Source organism: Paraburkholderia sp. BL6665CI2N2 (assembly GCF_004366535.1).
GTDB lineage: Bacteria > Pseudomonadota > Gammaproteobacteria > Burkholderiales > Burkholderiaceae > Paraburkholderia.
In genome coordinates, this window is sequence record NZ_SORC01000001.1 from 8028404 (window position 1) to 8045967 (window position 17564).

The window sequence follows — 17564 nt, forward strand, 5'->3', positions numbered from 1 at the left end:
GCATCATAGCAACGGTCGGCCGTTCCGCCAGCCTGGCCGAACGGCCGACCCCGCGACCTCTTGCACGGCGCCGCGTTCTTCTTCATGATCGCTGCAAAGGGCGGTTCCGTGTGCTACCGCATGCGAGGTCCGCGTTGCGGATTTACCCTCGGTTCCAGCGCATACCTTCGCCCGCCGTCAGCTCGCCATCGCTCTGGCGACACCGCGCAACGCTTCAGGTCCGGCCTCGTCCGACATAAGATCAAGGAGACTGCAATGTGGTATTTCACCTGGATTCTCGGCATCGGCGTGGCGTTGGGCTTCGGCATCATCAACGTGATGTGGCTGGAGGCCGGCGACAAGTTCACGCGTGACCCGCAACGCGCCGGCGCCGTACCTGCCACGCCCGAGGACCGCCCTTCGTGACTCATCTGGTTTTCTTCTGCGGTCACGCCGGCACCGGCAAGACGACGCTCGCGAAAAAACTCGTCGGCCCGCTGATGAAAGCGTGCGCCACGCCCTTCTGCCTGCTCGATAAAGACACGCTCTACGGCGGCTACAGCGCGGCCGCCATGGCCATGCTGACCGGCGATTCGAACGACCGCGACAGCCCGCTGTTCCTTGAGCATCTGCGCGATCCCGAGTATCGCGGCCTGCTCGATACCGCCCGCGACAATCTCGAACTCGGCATTAGCGCGATCGTGGTCGGGCCGCTCTCGCGCGAAGTACGTGAGCGGCGCCTGTTCGATCGCGCGTGGCTGGGGGTGGATGCGGACGTGGCGCTCCGGGTCGTGTGGGTCCATACGTCGGAAGAGACGGCGCATCGGCGCATCGTGGAGCGCGCCAATCCGGACGATGCCTACAAGCTTGCGCACTGGGACGAATATCGGCAACGCCGCTTTGAACCCGGAGTCGATATCCGCGACGACCTGTTGATGTTCGACAATACCGCGCCAACGTCGGCGGATTATGAAGCCCTGCTCGCGCGCATCGTCGGCGAGCCGCGCGCGGCGACGCTCATGCCGCCGATGCCCGTGTAGCGTAACGTCGGCATCAACAGAAACGCCCCGAATGACGGGGCGCTTCCTCGGCTCTCTACGAAGCCTTCCTAGCTGCTCGCGGCAGACATTTCATACGTGTTGCCGCGTTGTCGCACGGCCCTCGGCGCCGATCCTTCAGACCGTAGCCATGGTCTCCAGCGCCTGCCCCTCGTACAACTGGCCGAAGCGGTTCGCGAGGAAGTCGCGCAGCGACACCTGCTCCTGGCGCACGAAGCCCTTTTGCGGCAGCTTCTGTTCGCGGAACAGATCGAGCACCGCGCACATCGCGCCGGCCGTGGTGATCTGGATCGCGCTCATCGGCACGCCGCACACGGTCTTCGCGAAGATCTTGCGGGTGAAGACTTCCTGCACCAGCTGACCGTCACGCATGCCGCTCACCGTGATGAACACCAGCACCACGTCTTGCGCGGTGGAAGGCACCGAACGGCGCATGATGGCCTTAAGCGTGTCGCGGTCGCTGGCAAGGCGCAGGTCTTCGAGCAGGAATTGCATCAGATTACGGTGGCCCGGATAGCGTACCGACTTGTAGTCGAGCGATTCGACCCGGCCCGACAGCGTCTCGCACAGCGTGCCGAGACCGCCGGAGGTGTTGAAGGCTTCGTATTCGGTGCCGTCGAGCGAGAAATGTTCGAGGCCTTCGAGCGGCTGCACCCACTGCGTACGGCTATCGCGAATCGCTTCGCACGGCTGGCAGTACTCGTTGATCAGACCGTCGACGCTCCACGTCAGGTTGTACTTCAGCGCGTTGGTGGGGAATTCCGGCAGCGCGCCCACCCGCATCTTGACGTCGCGGATTTCCGTGAAGCGGTTCGCCAGTTCGTGCGCCGCGATGCCGATGAAGCCCGGCGCGAGACCGCACTGCGGCATGAAAGCGTGATCGGCGTCGTCGGCGATCGCGCGGATCGCATGGGTGGCGCGCACGTCTTCCGTGAGATCGAAGTAATGCACGCCCGCGCCCTTGGCCGCCGAGGCCACGTTCACCGCGAGGTAATACGGCAGCGCGTTGATGAGCGCGTCGAAGCCTTGCACGGCAGCGCGCAGCGCGGCTGCATCGGCGGAATCCACGCGGTGGGTCGGAATGCCCTGGGCGGCGAGTTTGTCGAGCGCGTGCTGGTCGCGGTCGAATGCGACGACGTCGTAGTCGCCGGTTTCGCGCAACATGTGGGCGATGGTGTGACCGATCAAACCTGCGCCAACGATGGCTACTTTCATGCGCTTCTCCTGATTATTGTGTGCTGTCTCCAGCTTTGGGAAGTGCGCTGCGCTTGTGGCGCGGCGCCCGGCGGGCTGTACCCTTCAGCAACAGTTTAGGGAGAAGCAAAAACAGTTCATACGCGCAAAATGCTGCGGTATGACCATGAAGTTCGACGTTATGACGAACCAATCAGTCGATATGTCGGAAAGATGTTAAAACGGCGTAAACGTCAGGCGGCGCTCACACCATGCCGCGATCGATCTTGCGCGCCAGAATGATCGAAGTCGTGGTTCGCTCCACGCCTTCCAGTTCGCCGATCTGATCGAGCAGATCGTTCAGGCGATCGGGCGAATCGGCACGCAGCCACGCAACGTAATCGAACTCGCCGCTCACGGCGCACAGCAACTGCACCTCGGGCATCTTGCCGAGGCGTTTCTGCACGGCAGGCCCATGCTTCGGCGCAATGATGATGCCGACATAAGCCACGATGCTCGAATCGAGCACGTCCTGGCCGAGCCGCACGCTGTACCCGGCGATCACGTTGCTACGCTCCAGCCGCGCGATGCGCGCGATCACCGTGGTGCGCGCCACGCCCAGTTGGCGCGCGAGGTTGGCGACGCTCTCGCGCGCGTTCGCTTGCAGCAGCGCAACGAGGTTGCGATCGAGATCATCGAGTTGGTCGAGGCGCGGAGGTCTCATGGAGAGAAAAGGAAGTGGCTCAGGTGAGGCGGATTATCGCGCGTCTTCATCGGCAAATGGAGAAGTCACCGGGGCTATCGCCATGAACACATCGTGTGAATCACACGAGATGTCGCGAAACGTGCGCCGCCTGGCTCATACGCCGAACCGTTCGACCACGAAATCGATAAAGCTGGTGAGCTTGGGCGTGGCGCGGCGATCGCGCGGATACAGCAGATGCACGGGTGCGCCATCGGGCAAATAATCTTCCAGCACCGACACCAGTTCGCCACTGGCAATTTCTCTCGCCAGCAGCGCCTCCGGCTGCAACACCAGGCCGAAGCCGTGCAGCGCGGCGACCTTGAGCGCCTGGCCGTTGTTCGCGCGAAACCGGCCGGCACGCAGCTGGCATTCCTCCGCGTTGTCGCCGCCGAGACGCCACAAACCTTCGCGGCCCCAATGCAGAAACCCCAGGCACTCGTGATGCATCAAATCTTCCGGCGTGCGCGGTGTGCCGGCGCGCGCAAGGTACGCGGGCGACGCGCACGCGCGCATCCGGTACGGCTTCAACGGCCGCGCCACAAGACTCGAATCCGGCAGCCGCCCGATGCGCACCGACGCGTCGAAGCCCTCTTCCACCAGATCGATCAAGCGGTTCGACAGATCGAGTTCGAGCGTGATGTCCGGCCATGCGGTGAGGTACTCGGTCATCGCCGGTGCGAAGACTTCCACGCCGTAAGTGAGCGGCACCGTTACCTTGAGCACGCCGCGCGGCGCGGCGGCCATTGCCTCGGCGAGCGACTCGGCTTCTTTCACCTCAGCCAGAATGCGCCGGCATTGCTCGTAATATTGCCGGCCGATCTCCGTCAGACTTTGCCGCCGTGTGGTGCGTGTCAATAGCCGCGTGGCGAGCCGCGTTTCGAGCGAACGGATATGCTTGCCCACCATCGCCGACGAAATGTCGAAGCGCTCGGCGGCCGCCGTCAGGCTGCCCGCCTCGACCACGGCGACGAAGATCTCCATGCTGACGAATTTGTCCACCCGCTATTTCCTGTTCGTTTCGGTTGTAAGCGTTTGTCGCATAAGAGCCGCATTGTAGGGATATCGTGATACTAATAGCGGCGACGGCAAAGTGGGCAGCCGGCCGCCGTGCGTCGTCTTGACTCGTGCATGACTGACGCACCACGGGCCGCTCGCTCGCGAGCCTTGTCCCAATTCGAATAGACATCAGGAGTTTCGATGAAAAAAGCACTGGTAATGCTGGCCACCGCAGTCGCCATGAGCGGCGCGTTCGCACAAACCTCCGCACCGGCATCGGCGTCGGCACCGGTGAGCGCCGCTTCCGCACCCGCCGGCAAGGCCGGCCATGAGCGCAACGTCGAAGACCGCATCGCCTACCTGCACTCGCAACTGAAGATCACCTCGGCGCAGGAATCGCAGTGGAACGCGTTCGCCGACGTGATGCGCGGCAACGGCCAGACGATGGGTCAATTGTTCCAGCAACGCCGGGCCGCCACCAACCTGTCGGCGCTCGACGACATGAAGCAATACGCGACGATCGCGCAAGCGCACGCGGACGGCATGAAGAAGCTCGTCGATGCGTTCGACCCGCTGTACAACAGCTTCTCGCCGGAACAGAAGAAGCTGGCTGACGTGACCTTCCATCAGCCGGGCGGCGTGGAAGGCCATGGTCATCGTGGCAAGGGTAAAGGCGGCAAGGCCGCTGCCGCGCCGGCAAGCGACGCCACGGTGAAGCCGTAAGTGTAAAAAAACCGCTTGCGCGCAGTGTCGCTTGTGCACGCGGCGCGCGGCGGATTTTTTGCCGTGCGCGGCAGGGGTTTCGCCCTTACGCTTGCCGCACGTCGAACTTTTCTGCGGTCCACACGCCGCTCCGGCTCTTCCCGCCTTGGCGATTGCGCGCGACAAATGGACGATCCGCGCCGCCATCCTTCGCAAAAGAAACCGGTCGCCAGATGCATCTGGCATGATGCGAGTCGTACGCGGCCCGAAGACTTCAAGTCCGGCACCGCTGCCAAACTCTCCATACTTGCCCGCTTCATGACCGAACTGAAAAATCTCGACCTGAGTCAAGACGCCGACGCCTGCCGCGTCGTCAAAGACGAAACGGTCAGCGTTGAATTCGCCGCCGCCGAAGGCGAACTGATGAGCCTCGAAGGCCCCAACCGCTATGTCCGCGGCGACGCGCTGATCACCGGTTCGACGGGCGACCGCTGGGTCGTCTCGCGCGCACGCTTCGACGCCAAATACGTTCCCGCCGACGCGGCCGTCTCGCACGGCGAAGCCGGCGCGTACCGCAACCGCCCCGCCGTCGTGCTGGCCAAACAGATGCATGAAGCGTTCACGCTCGCGCGCTCGGCAAACGGCGGCGACGTGCTGCGCGGCGTCGCCGGCGACTGGGTCATGCAATACGCGCCAGGCGACTACGGCGTGGTGCAGGCCGCCCGCTTCGCGAAGGTCTACCGGCTCGTCGATTGAGCCGGCTCCGCATGTGCATCACGCGAACTCGTCACCCAGATCCACGGTGACATCACGCGGCACCGCTTCGCCATTCGCATACTGTTCTTCGAGCGAGCCGATACTCGCTTCGACATACGCGCGCAGCACCGCGAAACTGCGGCCGCGCAGCCGCGCCGGCATTGCGCGATAACGCGCCAACGCGGCCGGTGCGATCACCACGGTCATCACGATACGGCGCGCGGTGGAACCGAAACGCATTGCTACCCAGTGAATGGCCAGCGTCGGCGTGCCGTCTTCCGCGGCGCGCTGCATGAACTGCGTCTGCTCGGGAAACAGATCGCTGATCACGCGCGCCAGTTCCTCGAACTCGGGATTGGCGCAGTCGTATTGGTAAGCTTCTTCCATTGAAGTGTGCCGAAAGGGTGGCCTCGAAAAGAAGCCGATTGTAGAGAACGGTTGACGGCTCAGGACGGAGCGCGTTTGATGCGCGCCATCGAGCGACCGTCACGCGCCCATTGCGTGGCTATCGCGTGGCTATCGCGTGGTGGTCACGCGGTTGTCGAACGTGTAGTATGAAGCGCGCATCAAGCGGCCACGACAGGACGCCTGTACGCTCGGAACAGCAACCCCGCCACGATCACCGCTCCCACTGCATACAAGGCGTCCACCGCCGCCAGCGGCACGAGCTGCGCCTGGAACAACGCGGCGGGCACGTCCACCAACGCGTGCAATACGATCGCGAGCGGCAGGATGCCGCGCCAGCCGGCCCGCAAGCCGCGCCACATCAGCACCGACAAGCCGATCTGGAACACCAGCGCGGCCACCCGTTCGAGCGCGAAAATGCCGGCCGTCTGCGGCGTCAGGCTGGCGAGAATCAGGTGGATGCGCATCAACGAATCGGTCGGCAGATTGCTCAGATAGCCATCCAGTTCGCCGCGGTTTTCGAAGACCGCGAACAGGATCCATTGAATCTGCACCAGCACGCCGACGAGCCAGGCTTCCGCGCCGCCGTGGCCCAGGCCGTAGGTCAGCGCGGTGCCGTCGTTCGTGCCCGCCGCGAGCGACGTAGCGCCGGCCTTCGCCGCCGCCCGTTTGAGCAGCAGCCGCATGCCGATGAACCGCCCCACTTCTTCGCAAATACCCGCGGCCAGCGCGCCGTACACCACGAAGGCGAGCGGATTCGACAGGAAGTTCGCGGTCGCTTCGTTCCGATGCAGCACGTAGTCGTTCAGCGCGCGCTCGATCACCATGGCGAACAGCGCGAACACGGCGATGCCGGTGATGGCGTCACGCGGCTTGAGCGCGAGCGGCCGGCGCAGACGGCGGTAGATCAGGAAGGGTAAAGCGGCGACGAGCAGCGTCGCGAGGGCGAGGCTCGAGAGGGTAAGCGGTGCAACAACCATGAGTTTCCTTGCGATGTCCGGCGCGCACCCGCTGCGCGCCGCAGCCCGAATGATCGCAGATCGGCGGGAATTCAGCGCAAAGTGGAGGCGCGGACGATCAGTTCGCCCGGCAGAAGACAGTCGCGCGCGGCGGTCTGAACGCCTTCGATGCGTTCGTGCAGGAACTCGACCGCGCGGTAGCCTATCTCGTAGGTCGGCTGGCGGATCGTGGTGACGCCGGTCAGTTCGGCCCAGTCGGGGTCGTCGATGGAGAGCAGCGCGACGCGGGCTTGCCAGTCGGCGCCGTAGCGCGCTTTCAAATGCAAGGCGAGACATAGCGCGACGGGCGCGTTCGCCGCGAACAGGGCAATGCGCGCCGGGTTGCTCGTGGCGCCGGCGGCGCCGAGCGCGTGGGCGGCTGCGTCGATCGCGCGGTCCAGTTCGGCGAGGCCGCGCGCCACCTCGTCCGCTTCCGCGAGGTTCAGCACCAACGTGTGACCGCGCGCGGCGCGCTTGCCGCGTTGCTCGCCTTGAGCGCTGATCGCTTCACGAAACGCCGCTTCGCGCAGTTGCCGCGAACTGACCTGCTCGAAAGGCTGAACCACGAACCAGATATCGTCGAAGCCGTTGTCCAGCAGATGCCGCGTGCCGAGTTCAGCCGCCGCCCGGTTGTCGAGACCGACCATATCCGTGACGAGCCCATCCACCGAACGATCGACCAGCACCGCCGGAATTCCGCCGCCGCCCACCGGCCGCAGCGTTTCCTCGCGCACGCCGAGCGCGTTGACGATCACGCCTTCCACCCGGTACGTGGTGAGCAGTTGCAGATAGCGCCGCTCCATCTCGACTTCGTTCGCCGCGTGACAGATCAGCGGCATCAACCCGAGCGCGTGGCATGCCGCTTCCACGCCTTGCAGCACTTCGACCGTGTAGGGGTTCGTGAGGTCGGCGAGCAGCATGCCGATCAGGCGGTTGCGGCCACGCTTGAGGCCACGCGCCATCTGGTTCGGCTGATAGTCGAGGCGCGCGATCGCGGCCTCGATGCGCGCGCGCAGTTCCGGCGACAGCACGCTCATCTCGCCGTTCAGATAGCGCGAGATGCTGGTCTTGCCGGTGCCGGCTTCGCGCGCGACGTCGGTGATCGTCGCGCGGCGCGGCGTGGACTGCGGCGTCGTGCTCATCGGCTGCTCATCGAGCGGAATCGGCTCATTTCGAAAGAACGTCGCGGTTGACGATATTGTTGGTCAGCGTGCCGTCGAGCGCGGCGACCAGGTTTTCCGCCGCATTACGCGCCATGGCGTGACGGGTTTCGTGGGTCGCCGAACCGATATGCGGCAGCGCGACCACGTTCGCCAGCTTCAGCAGCGGCGACTCGGCCGGCAGCGGTTCGGTCTCGAACACGTCGAGACCCGCGCCGTGAATCGTGCCGTTTTGCAGCGCCTCGATCAGCGCCTTTTCGTCGACGGTCGCGCCGCGCGAGGCGTTGATCAGGATCGCGCTTTTCTTCATCGACTTCAACTCGGCCGCGCCGATCAGATGCTTCGTTTCCGGCGTCAAAGGCACTTGCAGGCAAACGAAGTCGGACACGGCGAGCAGTTCCGCCAACTCGACTCGCCGCGCGCCATACGCCGCTTCCGCCTGCGGGTTCGCACTGCGGTTGGTGTACAGCACCTTCATGTTGAAACCTAGTGCCGCGCGCCGCGCCACCGCGCCGCCGATCCGCCCGAGCCCGACAATGCCGAGCGTCTTGCCCTGCACGTCGACGCCGAACAAAGCCGGGCCGATGCTGTGCTGCCAGCGCCCTGCCTTCACCCATTCGGCGAGTTCGACCACGCGTCGCGCCGAGGCGAGAATCAGCGAAAACACCGTGTCCGCGGTGGACTCGGTCAGCACGTCGGGCGTGTGCGCGAGCACGATGCCGCGGCGCGTGAGATCGGCCGCGTCGAACTGGTCGAAGCCCACCGAGATGGTGGAGAGCGCCTTGAGCCGCGTCGCGCCTTCGAGCATCGCCGGCGTGATCTTCACGCTCGAACCGATACCGCCGTCCGCGTCTTTCAGCGCGGCCACGAAGGTGTCGTGCTGCGCGGCGTCGACCTGCACGACTTGCGCATGCTGCTGCAGATACGCGAGCACATCTTCGGGCAACGACTTCCAGGCGACGATCTTCTTCATCAGCTTATTTTCCTTGCGACGGTATGACGAACGGCGGCCGCGTTGCTGGTTTCCTGCTGCTGCGGTTTGACGATCAGCGTCAGAATCACGGCGGCAACAAGCGCCACGCTCATGAATGCATACGACGTGGCGGGCGAACCGGTCGCGCCGTTCAGATAGCCGACCACATACGAGCCGACGAACGAACCGAGCGCGCCCATGCTGTTGATCAGCGCCATCGCGCCGCCCGCGACGTTCTTCGGCAGCAGTTCCGGCACGATCGCGAAGAACGGGCCATACGGCGCGTACATCGCGGCGCCGGCGATCACCAGCAAGGCATACGAGAGCCAGAAATGCGTGGAGCCGAGCGCATACGAAGCCGCGAACGCGACCGCGCCAATCAGCAGGAACGGCCACACGAATACCTTGCGGCGGTTGAGTTTATCCGATGCCCATGAAGCTGCAAGCATCGCGATGGTCGCGGCAAGATAAGGCAGCGCCGAGAGCCAGCCGGTTTCGACCATGCCGAGCGTCGAACCGTTCTTCAGGATGGACGGCAGCCACAGCACGAAACCATACACGCCGATGCTCCAGCAGAAATATTGCGCGCACAGCTTGATCACCGCGGGCGTTTTGAACGCGTCGCTATAGTTGCGCACCGGCTTGATCGCGGCCTGCTCGGCGCGCAGTGTTTCGGCGAGGTCGTCCTTCTGCTGCTGCGTGAGCCATGACACCTGTTGCGGCTTGTCCTTCACGATGAACCACCAGCACACGGCCCAAAGAATTGCGGGCGCGCCTTCGGCGATGAACATGTGACGCCAGCCGAACGAATGCACCAGATAGCCGGATACCACCGACATCCACAGCACCGTCACCGGATTACCGAGAATCAGGAAAGTGTTGGCACGCGAGCGCTCGCTTTTGGTGAACCAGTTGCTGATGAAAATCAGCATGGCCGGCATCACCGCGGCTTCGACCACGCCGAGCACGAAGCGGATCACCATCAGCGACGGAATGTTGCTGACCATGCCGGTGAGCGACGCGCACCCGCCCCACAGAATCAGGCTCCAGAACACGAGCTTTTTGACGCTGCGGCGTTCCGCGTAGATCGCGCCGGGAATCTGGAAGAAGAAATAACCAAGGAAGAACAGCGCGCCGATCAGCGACGACAGTCCCTTGCTGATGCCAAGATCCTGGTTGATGCCGGCGGCCGACGCGAAACCGTAGTTCGCGCGATCCAGATAAGCGAGACTGTAGGTGATGAATACGATCGGCATGATCGTCCACCAACGGCGAATCGCAAGCGATGAAGTCATGGGGTGTCTCCTTGGACGGCTTCCCGAAACAATGATGGACGGTCATGCGGCGCTCTGTTCGAGCGCTCTTGCTGTTATCGAGGCGGTCGGGTTCAACGCGGCTTGCGGTCTTGCGAGCTGCGCGGTCCTTTGGGTCTTGTCGGTCGTCAGGCCGCGGCCGCGACGGACGGCGCTTGCGCCGCTTCCAGCGCGTCGAGTTCGGCCCGGCTCGGCAGCCCTTCCGAATCGCCGATCACCTGAATCGCCAGCGCGCCGATGCGGTTGCCGCGCGCCACCGCTTGCGGCAGCGACTTGCCCTCAAGCAAAGCACTGACCACGCCGACGGCAAATCCATCACCCGCGCCGACCGTGTCCACGACTTTCGCAACCGGTTGACCGGCGATCACGGCGGCCTCGCCGGCGGTGCGGAAGTACGCGCCCTGCGCGCCCAACTTGATGATCACGCCGCGCGCGCCGTGATCCAGATAGAACTTCGCGATGTCCTCCGGCTGCGTATAGCCGGTCAGAATCTCGCCCTCGCCGATGCCGGGCAGCACCCAATCGGCCAGCGCGGCAAGCGCGTTCAGGCCTTCGACCATCGCGGCGCGCGACGGCCACAGCGGCGGGCGCAGGTTCGGGTCGAACGAAATCGTCTTGCCGGCGGCACGCATCTCGCGCGCCAGATGGAACGCGAGTTCGCGCGAGCTTGCCGAAATCGCGGGCGCCACGCCGGTCAGATGCAGGTGGCGCGCTTGCAGGACGTAGTGCGCCGCATAGTCGGCCAGCGACAGATGACTCGCCGCCGAACCTTTGCGGAAATACTCGACCGCCGGGTCGCTGCCATCGTCGTTTTTCGACTTCAGCTGGAAGCCGGTCGGATAGCGCTCGTCGGTCGTGACGCAGCCCTGGTCGATGCCCTCTTTCGTCAGCGTGTCGCGCACGTACTGGCCGAACGAATCGTTGCCGACGCGGCTCATCCACCCCACCTTGAAGCCGAGGCGCGACAAACCGATCGCCACGTTCAGATCGGCGCCGGCGACACGTTTCGTGAACTGTCCGACTCCCGCGAGCGGGCCGGTTTCGGCGGCCACGAACATGGCCATCGCTTCGCCGTAGGTGATGACATCGAGTGCTGCGGTTGGCTTGTTCATGCTTCGCTCCTGCGTGATCCTTTTTGCCGCGTGTTTCGCGTGTTTCGCGTGGGTGTTTATCGCTCACGGTTTGCAGCGTCAGATTTGCTGGGTGCCGTTTGGGCGTACCGCTTCGCGCACACCGCTTGCTGCTTTCCTTTGCCACGACCCATTTGCCGCGTGCGTGTTGCCGCGTGCTTTTCTCGGTGTCGCTGCTTCTCTCAGGTTCCACATGCCGCTCACGCGGCGGCCAGCCATGCGACGTAATGCGCCGCGTCTGCTTCGGTACGGCTCGTATCGAACGGAAATTCGATGCCGCGCGGCACATGACGCGGCAGCTTGTCGAGCACGGCGGCGAACTGGGCGTCGTCCGCGGCCGGGGCCGCGGGGAAGCGTCGTGCGCCCTCACCCACCGTCGTCTTGCAATGGATGTAGTCCACATGCGCCGCCAGCGGCGCGGCGGCGTCGAGCGGCATCACCTCGCGCCAGGCCCAGTTGCCGATGTCGAAGGTCATGCCGAGCACGTCGGCGTGGCCTTCGCGCGCCAGCGCGTCGAACAGGCCGGTGAATTGCGCGAGCGAACCGCCCTCGGCCAACTGCCCGTTTTCGACGACGAGGCGCAACTCCGCGCAGCGCATGTGATCGGCGATCACCGCAGCGTTGGCGTCGGTGGCGAACCCGCCGAGTTGCAACTTCACGAAGCGCGCACCGAGCGCGCGCGCTTCTTCCGTCGAAAGGCGCAGTGCTTCGGCGTCGAGCTTGCCCTGCGCCGTGTACAGCGCAGCCGGCGTGGAGTACACGGACCACAGTCCCAGCTCGGCGATCTGCTCGCCGAGCGCGCGCAGCTTGTGCGGCGCGGCGTCTGTTTCGTCAGCGAACAGTTCGCGGCGCACTTCGAAACCCGCCGCGCCGGCCTGTTTGCTCGCTTGCGCCCACTTCAGATGACCGTCCGCGCGGACCGCGTCCATCCCGAATGCGCTTGCGACGATCACCACGTCCACTGCGTCAGCCATGTCGAATTTACTCAAATCTGTCTCGCGATCGGCATTTGGAACCGGTTCCAAACACGCTTCGAAAAAAAGCGCCGAGGCGCTTCCGATGCCCGAATAGTGCGCCGAGGGCGCGGTTATGCACCATAGTGGAAATCCCCAGGCGTCGGTTGGCATGGTGTGCGATCGACGTGTCGGCAGCCGCGCCAAAGACTCAACGCTGTTCCGCGAGACACAGCGCGAGAAACTGCTCCACCACCCGCGACGGCGCGCTCGCATGCGGCACCAGAATCGACAGGCGCCGCGTGAGCGGCTCCGGACTGAGCGACAGCAGACACAGCGCGCGGTCTTCGTGCCGCATCGACATGGCCGACACGAAACCGATGCCCATGCCCGCGCGCACCGCCTCCTTCACGCCTTCGACGCCGGCGATCTCCAGCGCGACGCGCATCGGCACACCGGCCCGCGCGAACGCGCGCTCGACGATCTGCCGCACGCCCGAGCCCGCCTCGCGCAACACCAGCGGATAGTCGCCGAAAGCCGCCAGCCCGGCCGGGCCGCCTCTGCCCGACTGCGCCGACTGCGCCAACGGATGCGCGCGCGGCATGATCGCGACGATCTCGTCTTCACGCCACGAGTGCACCGCCGTGTCCGGCGGCAGATCCACGCCGACCGGCCCCTCGATCATCGCGATGTCCACCGAATCGAGCGCAGCGACGATCTCCGTGGTATTGCCGTCCGCCGTATGCAGCGTGACGTCCGGATAGCGGCGATGGAAGTCGGCGATCAGATACGGCAGCAGGTAGCTGGCGGGCGTGGTGCTCGCACCGATCCGCAAGGTGCCCTGCTCGAGGCCGCGCAAGGCATCACGGTACGCATGCGCCTGCCGCCAGGTGTCGCGCAGCCGCGTGGCGTAGCTGGCGAGCTGCTCGCCCGCGGGCGTGAGACGCACGCCGCGGCCATCGCGCTGATATAGGGGCTCGCCGAATTCGTCCTGCAACTGCCGCAACTGGCCGGACACGGCGGGCTGCGACAAGTGCAGCGCCACAGCCGCCCGGCTAATGTTGCGATGCTCGGCGACGGCAGCGAAAGTTATAAGTTGATCGGGGGTCATGGAGGGCGAAGTATCAGCTGGAGCGATACCTTACATTCTAAATCATGATTTTTCATATCGATATATCTAATTTAGGATTAGCCCCATCGAATCTTCGTCAGTCACAGAAAAGGGCTGCTTCATGTCCACCGCTCATCTCACCGCCTCCAGCACGACGCCCGCCGGGTTTTCCACCCGCGGGCAGCTCAACGGCGTTCTGTTCGTCGCGCTTTTCGCCGCGGCCGTGACGCGCATCGCCGCGATTCCCGCTGTTGCCGGCTTGGGCTTGAGCCCGCTGATCGTCGGCATCGTGGCTGGCGCCATTTACGGCAACGCCTTGCGCGATGGCATGCCCGCCAGTTGGGCGGCCGGCGTCAATTTCTCGGCGCGCAAGTTGTTGCGGATCGCGGTGGCCTTCTTCGGATTGCGCGTGAGCCTCCAGGAAATTGCTCAGGTCGGCGTGCCCGGTCTCGCGGAATCCGTTCTGATCGTGGTCAGCACGCTCGTGATCGGCACGTGGGCCGGCATGAAAATCATGAAGCTCGACCGCGACACGGCCTTGCTGACCGCCGCGGGCAGCGCGATCTGCGGCGCCGCCGCCGTGCTCGCCTTCGAATCGACGCTGCAATCGAAGCCGCATAAAAGCGCGATGGCGGTAGGCAGCGTGGTGCTGTTCGGCACGCTCTCGATGTTCCTTTACCCGGTTCTGTTCAAGGCAGGCTGGCTGCATCTGGACACGGTCGGCGCGGGCCTCTTCTTCGGCGGCACGATCCATGAAGTGGCGCAGGTGGTCGGCGCGGCCAGCAACGTGAGCCCGGAAGCGGCGCACATTGCCACCATCGTGAAGATGACCCGCGTGATGTTGCTGGTGCCGGTGCTGCTGGTGGTCGGCATGTGGGTGAACCGCTCGGCGCGTCGCGATTCGGCTGCCGCCGGCGCGCAGGACGGCGCCCACGGCAACGCGCCGCGCAAGCTGGCGATCCCCTGGTTCGCGCTCGGCTTTCTCGCCTTCGTCGTGATCAACTCATTGCATGTGCTGCCGGAAGTCGCGACCAGCACGCTCAACACGCTGGACACCTTCGCGCTGACCATGGCCATGACCGCGCTCGGCATCGAAACGCGCATTGCGCAGATCCGGCAGGCCGGCCCCCGCGCACTGACCACCGGCTTGATCCTGTATGTGTGGCTGATTGCCGGCGGACTCGGAATTACATGGACTGTCCAGCACCTGTTCGGCTAAGCCGCCCTCGCCTTCAAACCCACCCCGCCGCGTGCGGGGTTTTGCGCATTCTGGAGACCCAATCTGCCCGCTCGCGCGGCATACTGGCTGCCGACGTCATCAGCTCATGCAGCATGCCAAGGTGGGCCGCTTCCGCGCTGCGCTTCGCGCCCCGTCTTCGCGTCTGTGTCAATGCAACCGGAATGAGGATCGATCGATGAGCCTGGAACTTTACTATTGGGACGGCCTGCAAGGCCGCGGAGAATTCGTGCGGCTCGCCCTGGAAGAAGCCGGCGCCGACTACGTGGAAGTGGCGCGCGGCGAACCGTCCGACGGTCTCGGCACCAAGGCGATGATGTCGGTGATGAAGAGCAAGGACGAGCCGTATCCGCCGTTCGCGCCACCGTTTCTGAAAGACGGCGACCTGGTGATCGCGCAGACCGCCAACATCCTGTTCTATCTTGGCCCGCGGCTGAACCTCGCACCCTCGGTGGAGAGCCTGCGCTATGTGGCCAACGGCCTGCAACTGACGATAGCGGACATGGTCACCGAGGCGCACGACACGCATCACCCGCTCGCCAGCGCGCTGTACTACGAAGACCAGAAAGACGCCGCCAAGGTGCGCGCGCATGACTTTATCGACAACCGTATTCCGAAGTTCATGTCGTACTTCGAGCGCGTGCTCAAACAGAATCCGGCCGGCGATCAGTTCATGGTGGGCGACGCGCTCACTTACGTCGACCTGTCGATGTTCCAGTTGATCGACGGCCTGCTGTACGCGTTTCCCCGCGCGCTCAAGCGATTCGGCGAACACTACCCGCGGCTCGCCGCGTTGCACGACGCGGTGATCGAGCGGCCGAACATCGCCGCGTATCTGCAGTCCGGGCGGCGCATCGAGCACAACGAGGCCTGCATCTTCCGGCACTACCCGGAACTCGACAAGGCGGCGACTTGAGCCGCGCCTTCTTCACTCATTCGCTCAACGTTGCGCGCCCGCCGTCCAAAGCGGGCGTGATGCTGTTACCGTGCGCGCTGTCCAACCCACTTTCACGCCCTGTACCGTCGACGTGCTTTCATTCCTGCTGAAGCTGCGCACCCGCGCCCAAGATCTGTTCCGCCTTTCCGACGCTCACACCATGCTGATCTGGTCAGTCGTGGTCGGCGTCGCGGGCGCCTTCGCGACCATCGGCTTTCGCGAGGGCATCGCGTTGCTGCAATTCGCGATCGTCGGCAAGTCCGGCAGTTTCGTCGAAATGGCGCGCGGCTTGCCGTGGACCGTGCGGATCTGGCTGCCCGCGGCAGGCGGCCTGATCGCCGGCTTCTTTCTGCTGATCGCGCGGCGTTACGAGGACAAGTGCAATCACATCGATTACATGGAAGCCGTCGCGATCGGCGACGGCGTGGTGCCGGTCAAACTGAGCTTGTGGCGCAGCGTGTCGTCGCTGTTCACGATTTCGAGCGGCGGGTCGATCGGCCGCGAAGGTCCGATGGTGCAACTGGCGGCGCTCGCCGGTTCGCTGATCGGACGCTGGGTGCATTTCGATCCGCCCCGGCTGCGTCTGCTGGTGGCCTGCGGCGCGGCGGCCGGGATCACCTCGGCGTACAGCGCGCCGATCGCGGGCGCGTTTTTCGTCACCGAGATCGTGCTCGGCTCGATCGCCATGGAGAGCTTCGGGCCCGTGGTGGTGTCGGCGGTGGTCGCCAACATCACCATGCGTGAATTCGCCGGCTACAAGCCGCCGTACGAAATGCCGGTGTTTCCGCCGGTGGCGGGCCTCGAGGTGCTGCTGTTCGTCGCGCTCGGCGCGCTGTGCGGCGCGGCCGCGCCGCAGTTTCTGCGGCTGCTCGACGCGTCGAAGCAAAGCTTTCGCAAGCTGCCGGTGCCGCTGCCGTTGAGGCTCGCGCTCGGCGGCCTGGTGGTCGGCATTCTGTCGGTCTGGACGCCTGAGGTATGGGGCAATGGCTACAGCGTCGTCAACTCGATCCTGCATTCGCCGTGGACGTGGACCGCGCTCGTCCTCGTGCTCGTCTTCAAGCTCGTCGCCACGGCGGCCACGGCGGGCTCCGGCGCGGTCGGCGGGGTGTTCACGCCGACGCTGTTCGTCGGCGCGGTGGTCGGCTCGCTGTTCGGTCAGGGCATGCACGCGCTGTGGCCGCACGGCACGTCGGCGCCGTTCGCGTACGCCATGGTCGGCATGGGCGCGTTCCTGGCGGGCGCGACCCAGGCACCGCTGATGGCGATCCTGATGATCTTCGAGATGACGCTCAGCTATCAGGTGGTGCTGCCGCTGATGCTTTCCTGCGTGGTCGCCTATTTCGTGTCGCGCGCGATCGGCAAGACCTCCATGTACGAAATCACGCTGCGCCGCAATCACGAGGAACAGGAGCGCTCGCGACTGCGCGCCACGCAGATGCGCGAGCTGATCCGCCCCGCCGAAACCGTCGTGCCGCCCAATGCGACCGTGCAGGACATGACGCGCGTATTCCTCGAATACCCGGTGAAGTATCTCTACGTGGCGAACGAGTCCGGCGCGTTTCTCGGCGTCGTCGCTTTGAAGGACATCACCTCCGATCTGCTCGACGGCAGCGACACGTCCGCGAAGACCGCAGCAAACTATCTGCAGCCGCATTTCGACGTGCTCACGCCGGACATGCCGCTCGGCGTAGCGTTGCAGCATTTCCTCGCGTTCCAGGGCGAGCGCCTGCCGGTGATCGAAAGCGCCGCGCATCCCACGCTCGCCGGCGTGGTCTACAAGAGCTCGCTGCTCGACGCGTATTTCCGCATGAATCCGACGCGTTAGGCACCGCGCGCGATCCGCCTCCAGGCCGCGCCCGCGCTCTCTTTGGGGCCCGTGCAAAGCGCGGCAAATTCTCTACAATGGACAAACCGCTGCGGCGAACGCCGGCAGCGCGC

The 17564-nt window shown here is 64.8% G+C and carries 18 protein-coding genes; 7 read left to right on the top strand and 11 right to left on the bottom strand.

Features of this window, described 5'->3' with window-relative positions; translation table 11 throughout:
• Positions 1 to 255 precede the first annotated feature (255 nt).
• Positions 256 to 405 (top strand): cytochrome bd-I oxidase subunit CydX, encoded by a 150-nt coding sequence (gene cydX, locus B0G81_RS36020; protein WP_134142312.1) that lies wholly within the window; start codon positions 256 to 258, stop codon positions 403 to 405.
• Entirely contained in the window at positions 402 to 1019 is a 618-nt protein-coding gene (locus tag B0G81_RS36025; protein ID WP_134142314.1) for an ATP-binding protein, read from the top strand. The genes cydX and B0G81_RS36025 overlap by 4 nt, the downstream gene beginning before the upstream one ends.
• Before the next feature lie 135 nt (positions 1020 to 1154).
• Here B0G81_RS36025 and B0G81_RS36030 read toward each other — a convergent pair whose 3' ends face one another.
• From B0G81_RS36030 to B0G81_RS36040, 3 genes are all read right to left on the bottom strand, one after another.
• Positions 1155 to 2252 carry a saccharopine dehydrogenase C-terminal domain-containing protein gene (locus B0G81_RS36030; RefSeq protein ID WP_134142316.1) on the bottom strand — a complete coding sequence of 366 codons (1098 nt, stop codon included), beginning with the start codon at positions 2250 to 2252 and terminating at the stop codon, positions 1155 to 1157.
• Between the two features lie 223 nt (positions 2253 to 2475).
• The gene (locus tag B0G81_RS36035; RefSeq protein WP_012433266.1) at positions 2476 to 2934 is read right to left on the bottom strand and encodes an Lrp/AsnC family transcriptional regulator; all 459 of its coding nucleotides are present in this window, start codon (positions 2932 to 2934) and stop codon (positions 2476 to 2478) included.
• Between the two features lie 135 nt (positions 2935 to 3069).
• Entirely contained in the window at positions 3070 to 3954 is an 885-nt protein-coding gene (locus B0G81_RS36040) for a LysR family transcriptional regulator (RefSeq protein WP_134142317.1), read from the bottom strand.
• 198 nt (positions 3955 to 4152) lie between these two features.
• Here B0G81_RS36040 and B0G81_RS36045 point away from each other — a divergent pair, with 198 nt between their 5' ends.
• A complete protein-coding gene (locus B0G81_RS36045; RefSeq protein WP_116117155.1) occupies positions 4153 to 4674 on the top strand; it encodes a Spy/CpxP family protein refolding chaperone in 522 nt (173 codons plus the stop codon).
• Positions 4675 to 4971: 297 nt separating this feature from the next.
• A complete protein-coding gene (locus B0G81_RS36050; protein WP_121308135.1) occupies positions 4972 to 5409 on the top strand; it encodes a PGDYG domain-containing protein in 438 nt (145 codons plus the stop codon).
• Between the two features lie 18 nt (positions 5410 to 5427).
• On the opposite strand, the gene B0G81_RS36055 is transcribed toward B0G81_RS36050, so the two are convergent.
• From B0G81_RS36055 to B0G81_RS36090, 8 genes are all read right to left on the bottom strand, one after another.
• The gene (locus B0G81_RS36055; RefSeq protein ID WP_121308137.1) at positions 5428 to 5796 is read right to left on the bottom strand and encodes a DUF3022 domain-containing protein; all 369 of its coding nucleotides are present in this window, start codon (positions 5794 to 5796) and stop codon (positions 5428 to 5430) included.
• 179 nt (positions 5797 to 5975) lie between these two features.
• Positions 5976 to 6794: a YhfC family intramembrane metalloprotease gene (locus B0G81_RS36060; RefSeq protein ID WP_116117157.1), complete on the bottom strand. Its 819-nt coding sequence runs from the start codon at positions 6792 to 6794 to the stop codon at positions 5976 to 5978.
• 71 nt (positions 6795 to 6865) lie between these two features.
• On the bottom strand, positions 6866 to 7954 hold the full coding sequence (locus B0G81_RS36065) for a LacI family DNA-binding transcriptional regulator (RefSeq protein ID WP_134142320.1): 1089 nt from the start codon (positions 7952 to 7954) through the stop codon (positions 6866 to 6868).
• A 25-nt stretch (positions 7955 to 7979) separates the two neighbouring features.
• Positions 7980 to 8945: a D-glycerate dehydrogenase gene (locus B0G81_RS36070; RefSeq protein WP_134142322.1), complete on the bottom strand. Its 966-nt coding sequence runs from the start codon at positions 8943 to 8945 to the stop codon at positions 7980 to 7982.
• Complete coding sequence (locus tag B0G81_RS36075; protein WP_134142324.1) at positions 8945 to 10240, bottom strand: MFS transporter; 1296 nt, start codon at positions 10238 to 10240, stop codon at positions 8945 to 8947. The genes B0G81_RS36070 and B0G81_RS36075 overlap by 1 nt, the downstream gene beginning before the upstream one ends.
• 146 nt (positions 10241 to 10386) lie before the next feature.
• Positions 10387 to 11370 (bottom strand): sugar kinase, encoded by a 984-nt coding sequence (locus tag B0G81_RS36080; RefSeq protein WP_134142326.1) that lies wholly within the window; start codon positions 11368 to 11370, stop codon positions 10387 to 10389.
• 218 nt (positions 11371 to 11588) lie between these two features.
• Positions 11589 to 12362, bottom strand: coding sequence for a TIM barrel protein (locus tag B0G81_RS36085; protein WP_134143309.1), 774 nt, complete (start codon positions 12360 to 12362; stop codon positions 11589 to 11591).
• Positions 12363 to 12552: 190 nt separating this feature from the next.
• Positions 12553 to 13452: a LysR family transcriptional regulator gene (locus B0G81_RS36090; protein ID WP_134142328.1), complete on the bottom strand. Its 900-nt coding sequence runs from the start codon at positions 13450 to 13452 to the stop codon at positions 12553 to 12555.
• Between the two features lie 121 nt (positions 13453 to 13573).
• On the opposite strand from B0G81_RS36090, the gene B0G81_RS36095 reads away from it, so the two are divergent.
• The 3 genes from B0G81_RS36095 (at position 13574) to B0G81_RS36105 (ending at position 17451) form a co-directional block, all read left to right on the top strand.
• Positions 13574 to 14671, top strand: a complete 1098-nt coding sequence (locus B0G81_RS36095; RefSeq protein WP_134142330.1) for a YeiH family protein — start codon at positions 13574 to 13576, stop codon at positions 14669 to 14671.
• Between the two features lie 196 nt (positions 14672 to 14867).
• On the top strand, positions 14868 to 15605 hold the full coding sequence (locus B0G81_RS36100; RefSeq protein WP_134142332.1) for a glutathione S-transferase: 738 nt from the start codon (positions 14868 to 14870) through the stop codon (positions 15603 to 15605).
• Between the two features lie 112 nt (positions 15606 to 15717).
• Entirely contained in the window at positions 15718 to 17451 is a 1734-nt protein-coding gene (locus B0G81_RS36105; RefSeq protein WP_106284389.1) for a ClcB-like voltage-gated chloride channel protein, read from the top strand.
• Positions 17452 to 17564 lie beyond the last annotated feature (113 nt).

What these genes read in the sequence shown, in the direction of transcription:
- cydX (WP_134142312.1), top strand. Translation starts at nt 256, where the DNA reads ATGTGGTATTTCACCTGGATTCTCGGCATCGGCGTGGCGTTGGGCTTC.
- B0G81_RS36030 (WP_134142316.1), bottom strand. Translation starts at nt 2,252, where the DNA reads ATGAAAGTAGCCATCGTTGGCGCAGGTTTGATCGGTCACACCATCGCC.
- B0G81_RS36035 (WP_012433266.1), bottom strand. Translation starts at nt 2,934, where the DNA reads ATGAGACCTCCGCGCCTCGACCAACTCGATGATCTCGATCGCAACCTC.
- B0G81_RS36045 (WP_116117155.1), top strand. Translation starts at nt 4,153, where the DNA reads ATGAAAAAAGCACTGGTAATGCTGGCCACCGCAGTCGCCATGAGCGGC.
- B0G81_RS36050 (WP_121308135.1), top strand. Translation starts at nt 4,972, where the DNA reads ATGACCGAACTGAAAAATCTCGACCTGAGTCAAGACGCCGACGCCTGC.
- B0G81_RS36055 (WP_121308137.1), bottom strand. Translation starts at nt 5,796, where the DNA reads ATGGAAGAAGCTTACCAATACGACTGCGCCAATCCCGAGTTCGAGGAA.
- B0G81_RS36060 (WP_116117157.1), bottom strand. Translation starts at nt 6,794, where the DNA reads ATGGTTGTTGCACCGCTTACCCTCTCGAGCCTCGCCCTCGCGACGCTG.
- B0G81_RS36065 (WP_134142320.1), bottom strand. Translation starts at nt 7,954, where the DNA reads ATGAGCACGACGCCGCAGTCCACGCCGCGCCGCGCGACGATCACCGAC.
- B0G81_RS36070 (WP_134142322.1), bottom strand. Translation starts at nt 8,945, where the DNA reads ATGAAGAAGATCGTCGCCTGGAAGTCGTTGCCCGAAGATGTGCTCGCG.
- B0G81_RS36075 (WP_134142324.1), bottom strand. Translation starts at nt 10,240, where the DNA reads ATGACTTCATCGCTTGCGATTCGCCGTTGGTGGACGATCATGCCGATC.
- B0G81_RS36080 (WP_134142326.1), bottom strand. Translation starts at nt 11,370, where the DNA reads ATGAACAAGCCAACCGCAGCACTCGATGTCATCACCTACGGCGAAGCG.
- B0G81_RS36085 (WP_134143309.1), bottom strand. Translation starts at nt 12,362, where the DNA reads ATGGCTGACGCAGTGGACGTGGTGATCGTCGCAAGCGCATTCGGGATG.
- B0G81_RS36090 (WP_134142328.1), bottom strand. Translation starts at nt 13,452, where the DNA reads ATGACCCCCGATCAACTTATAACTTTCGCTGCCGTCGCCGAGCATCGC.
- B0G81_RS36095 (WP_134142330.1), top strand. Translation starts at nt 13,574, where the DNA reads ATGTCCACCGCTCATCTCACCGCCTCCAGCACGACGCCCGCCGGGTTT.
- B0G81_RS36100 (WP_134142332.1), top strand. Translation starts at nt 14,868, where the DNA reads ATGAGCCTGGAACTTTACTATTGGGACGGCCTGCAAGGCCGCGGAGAA.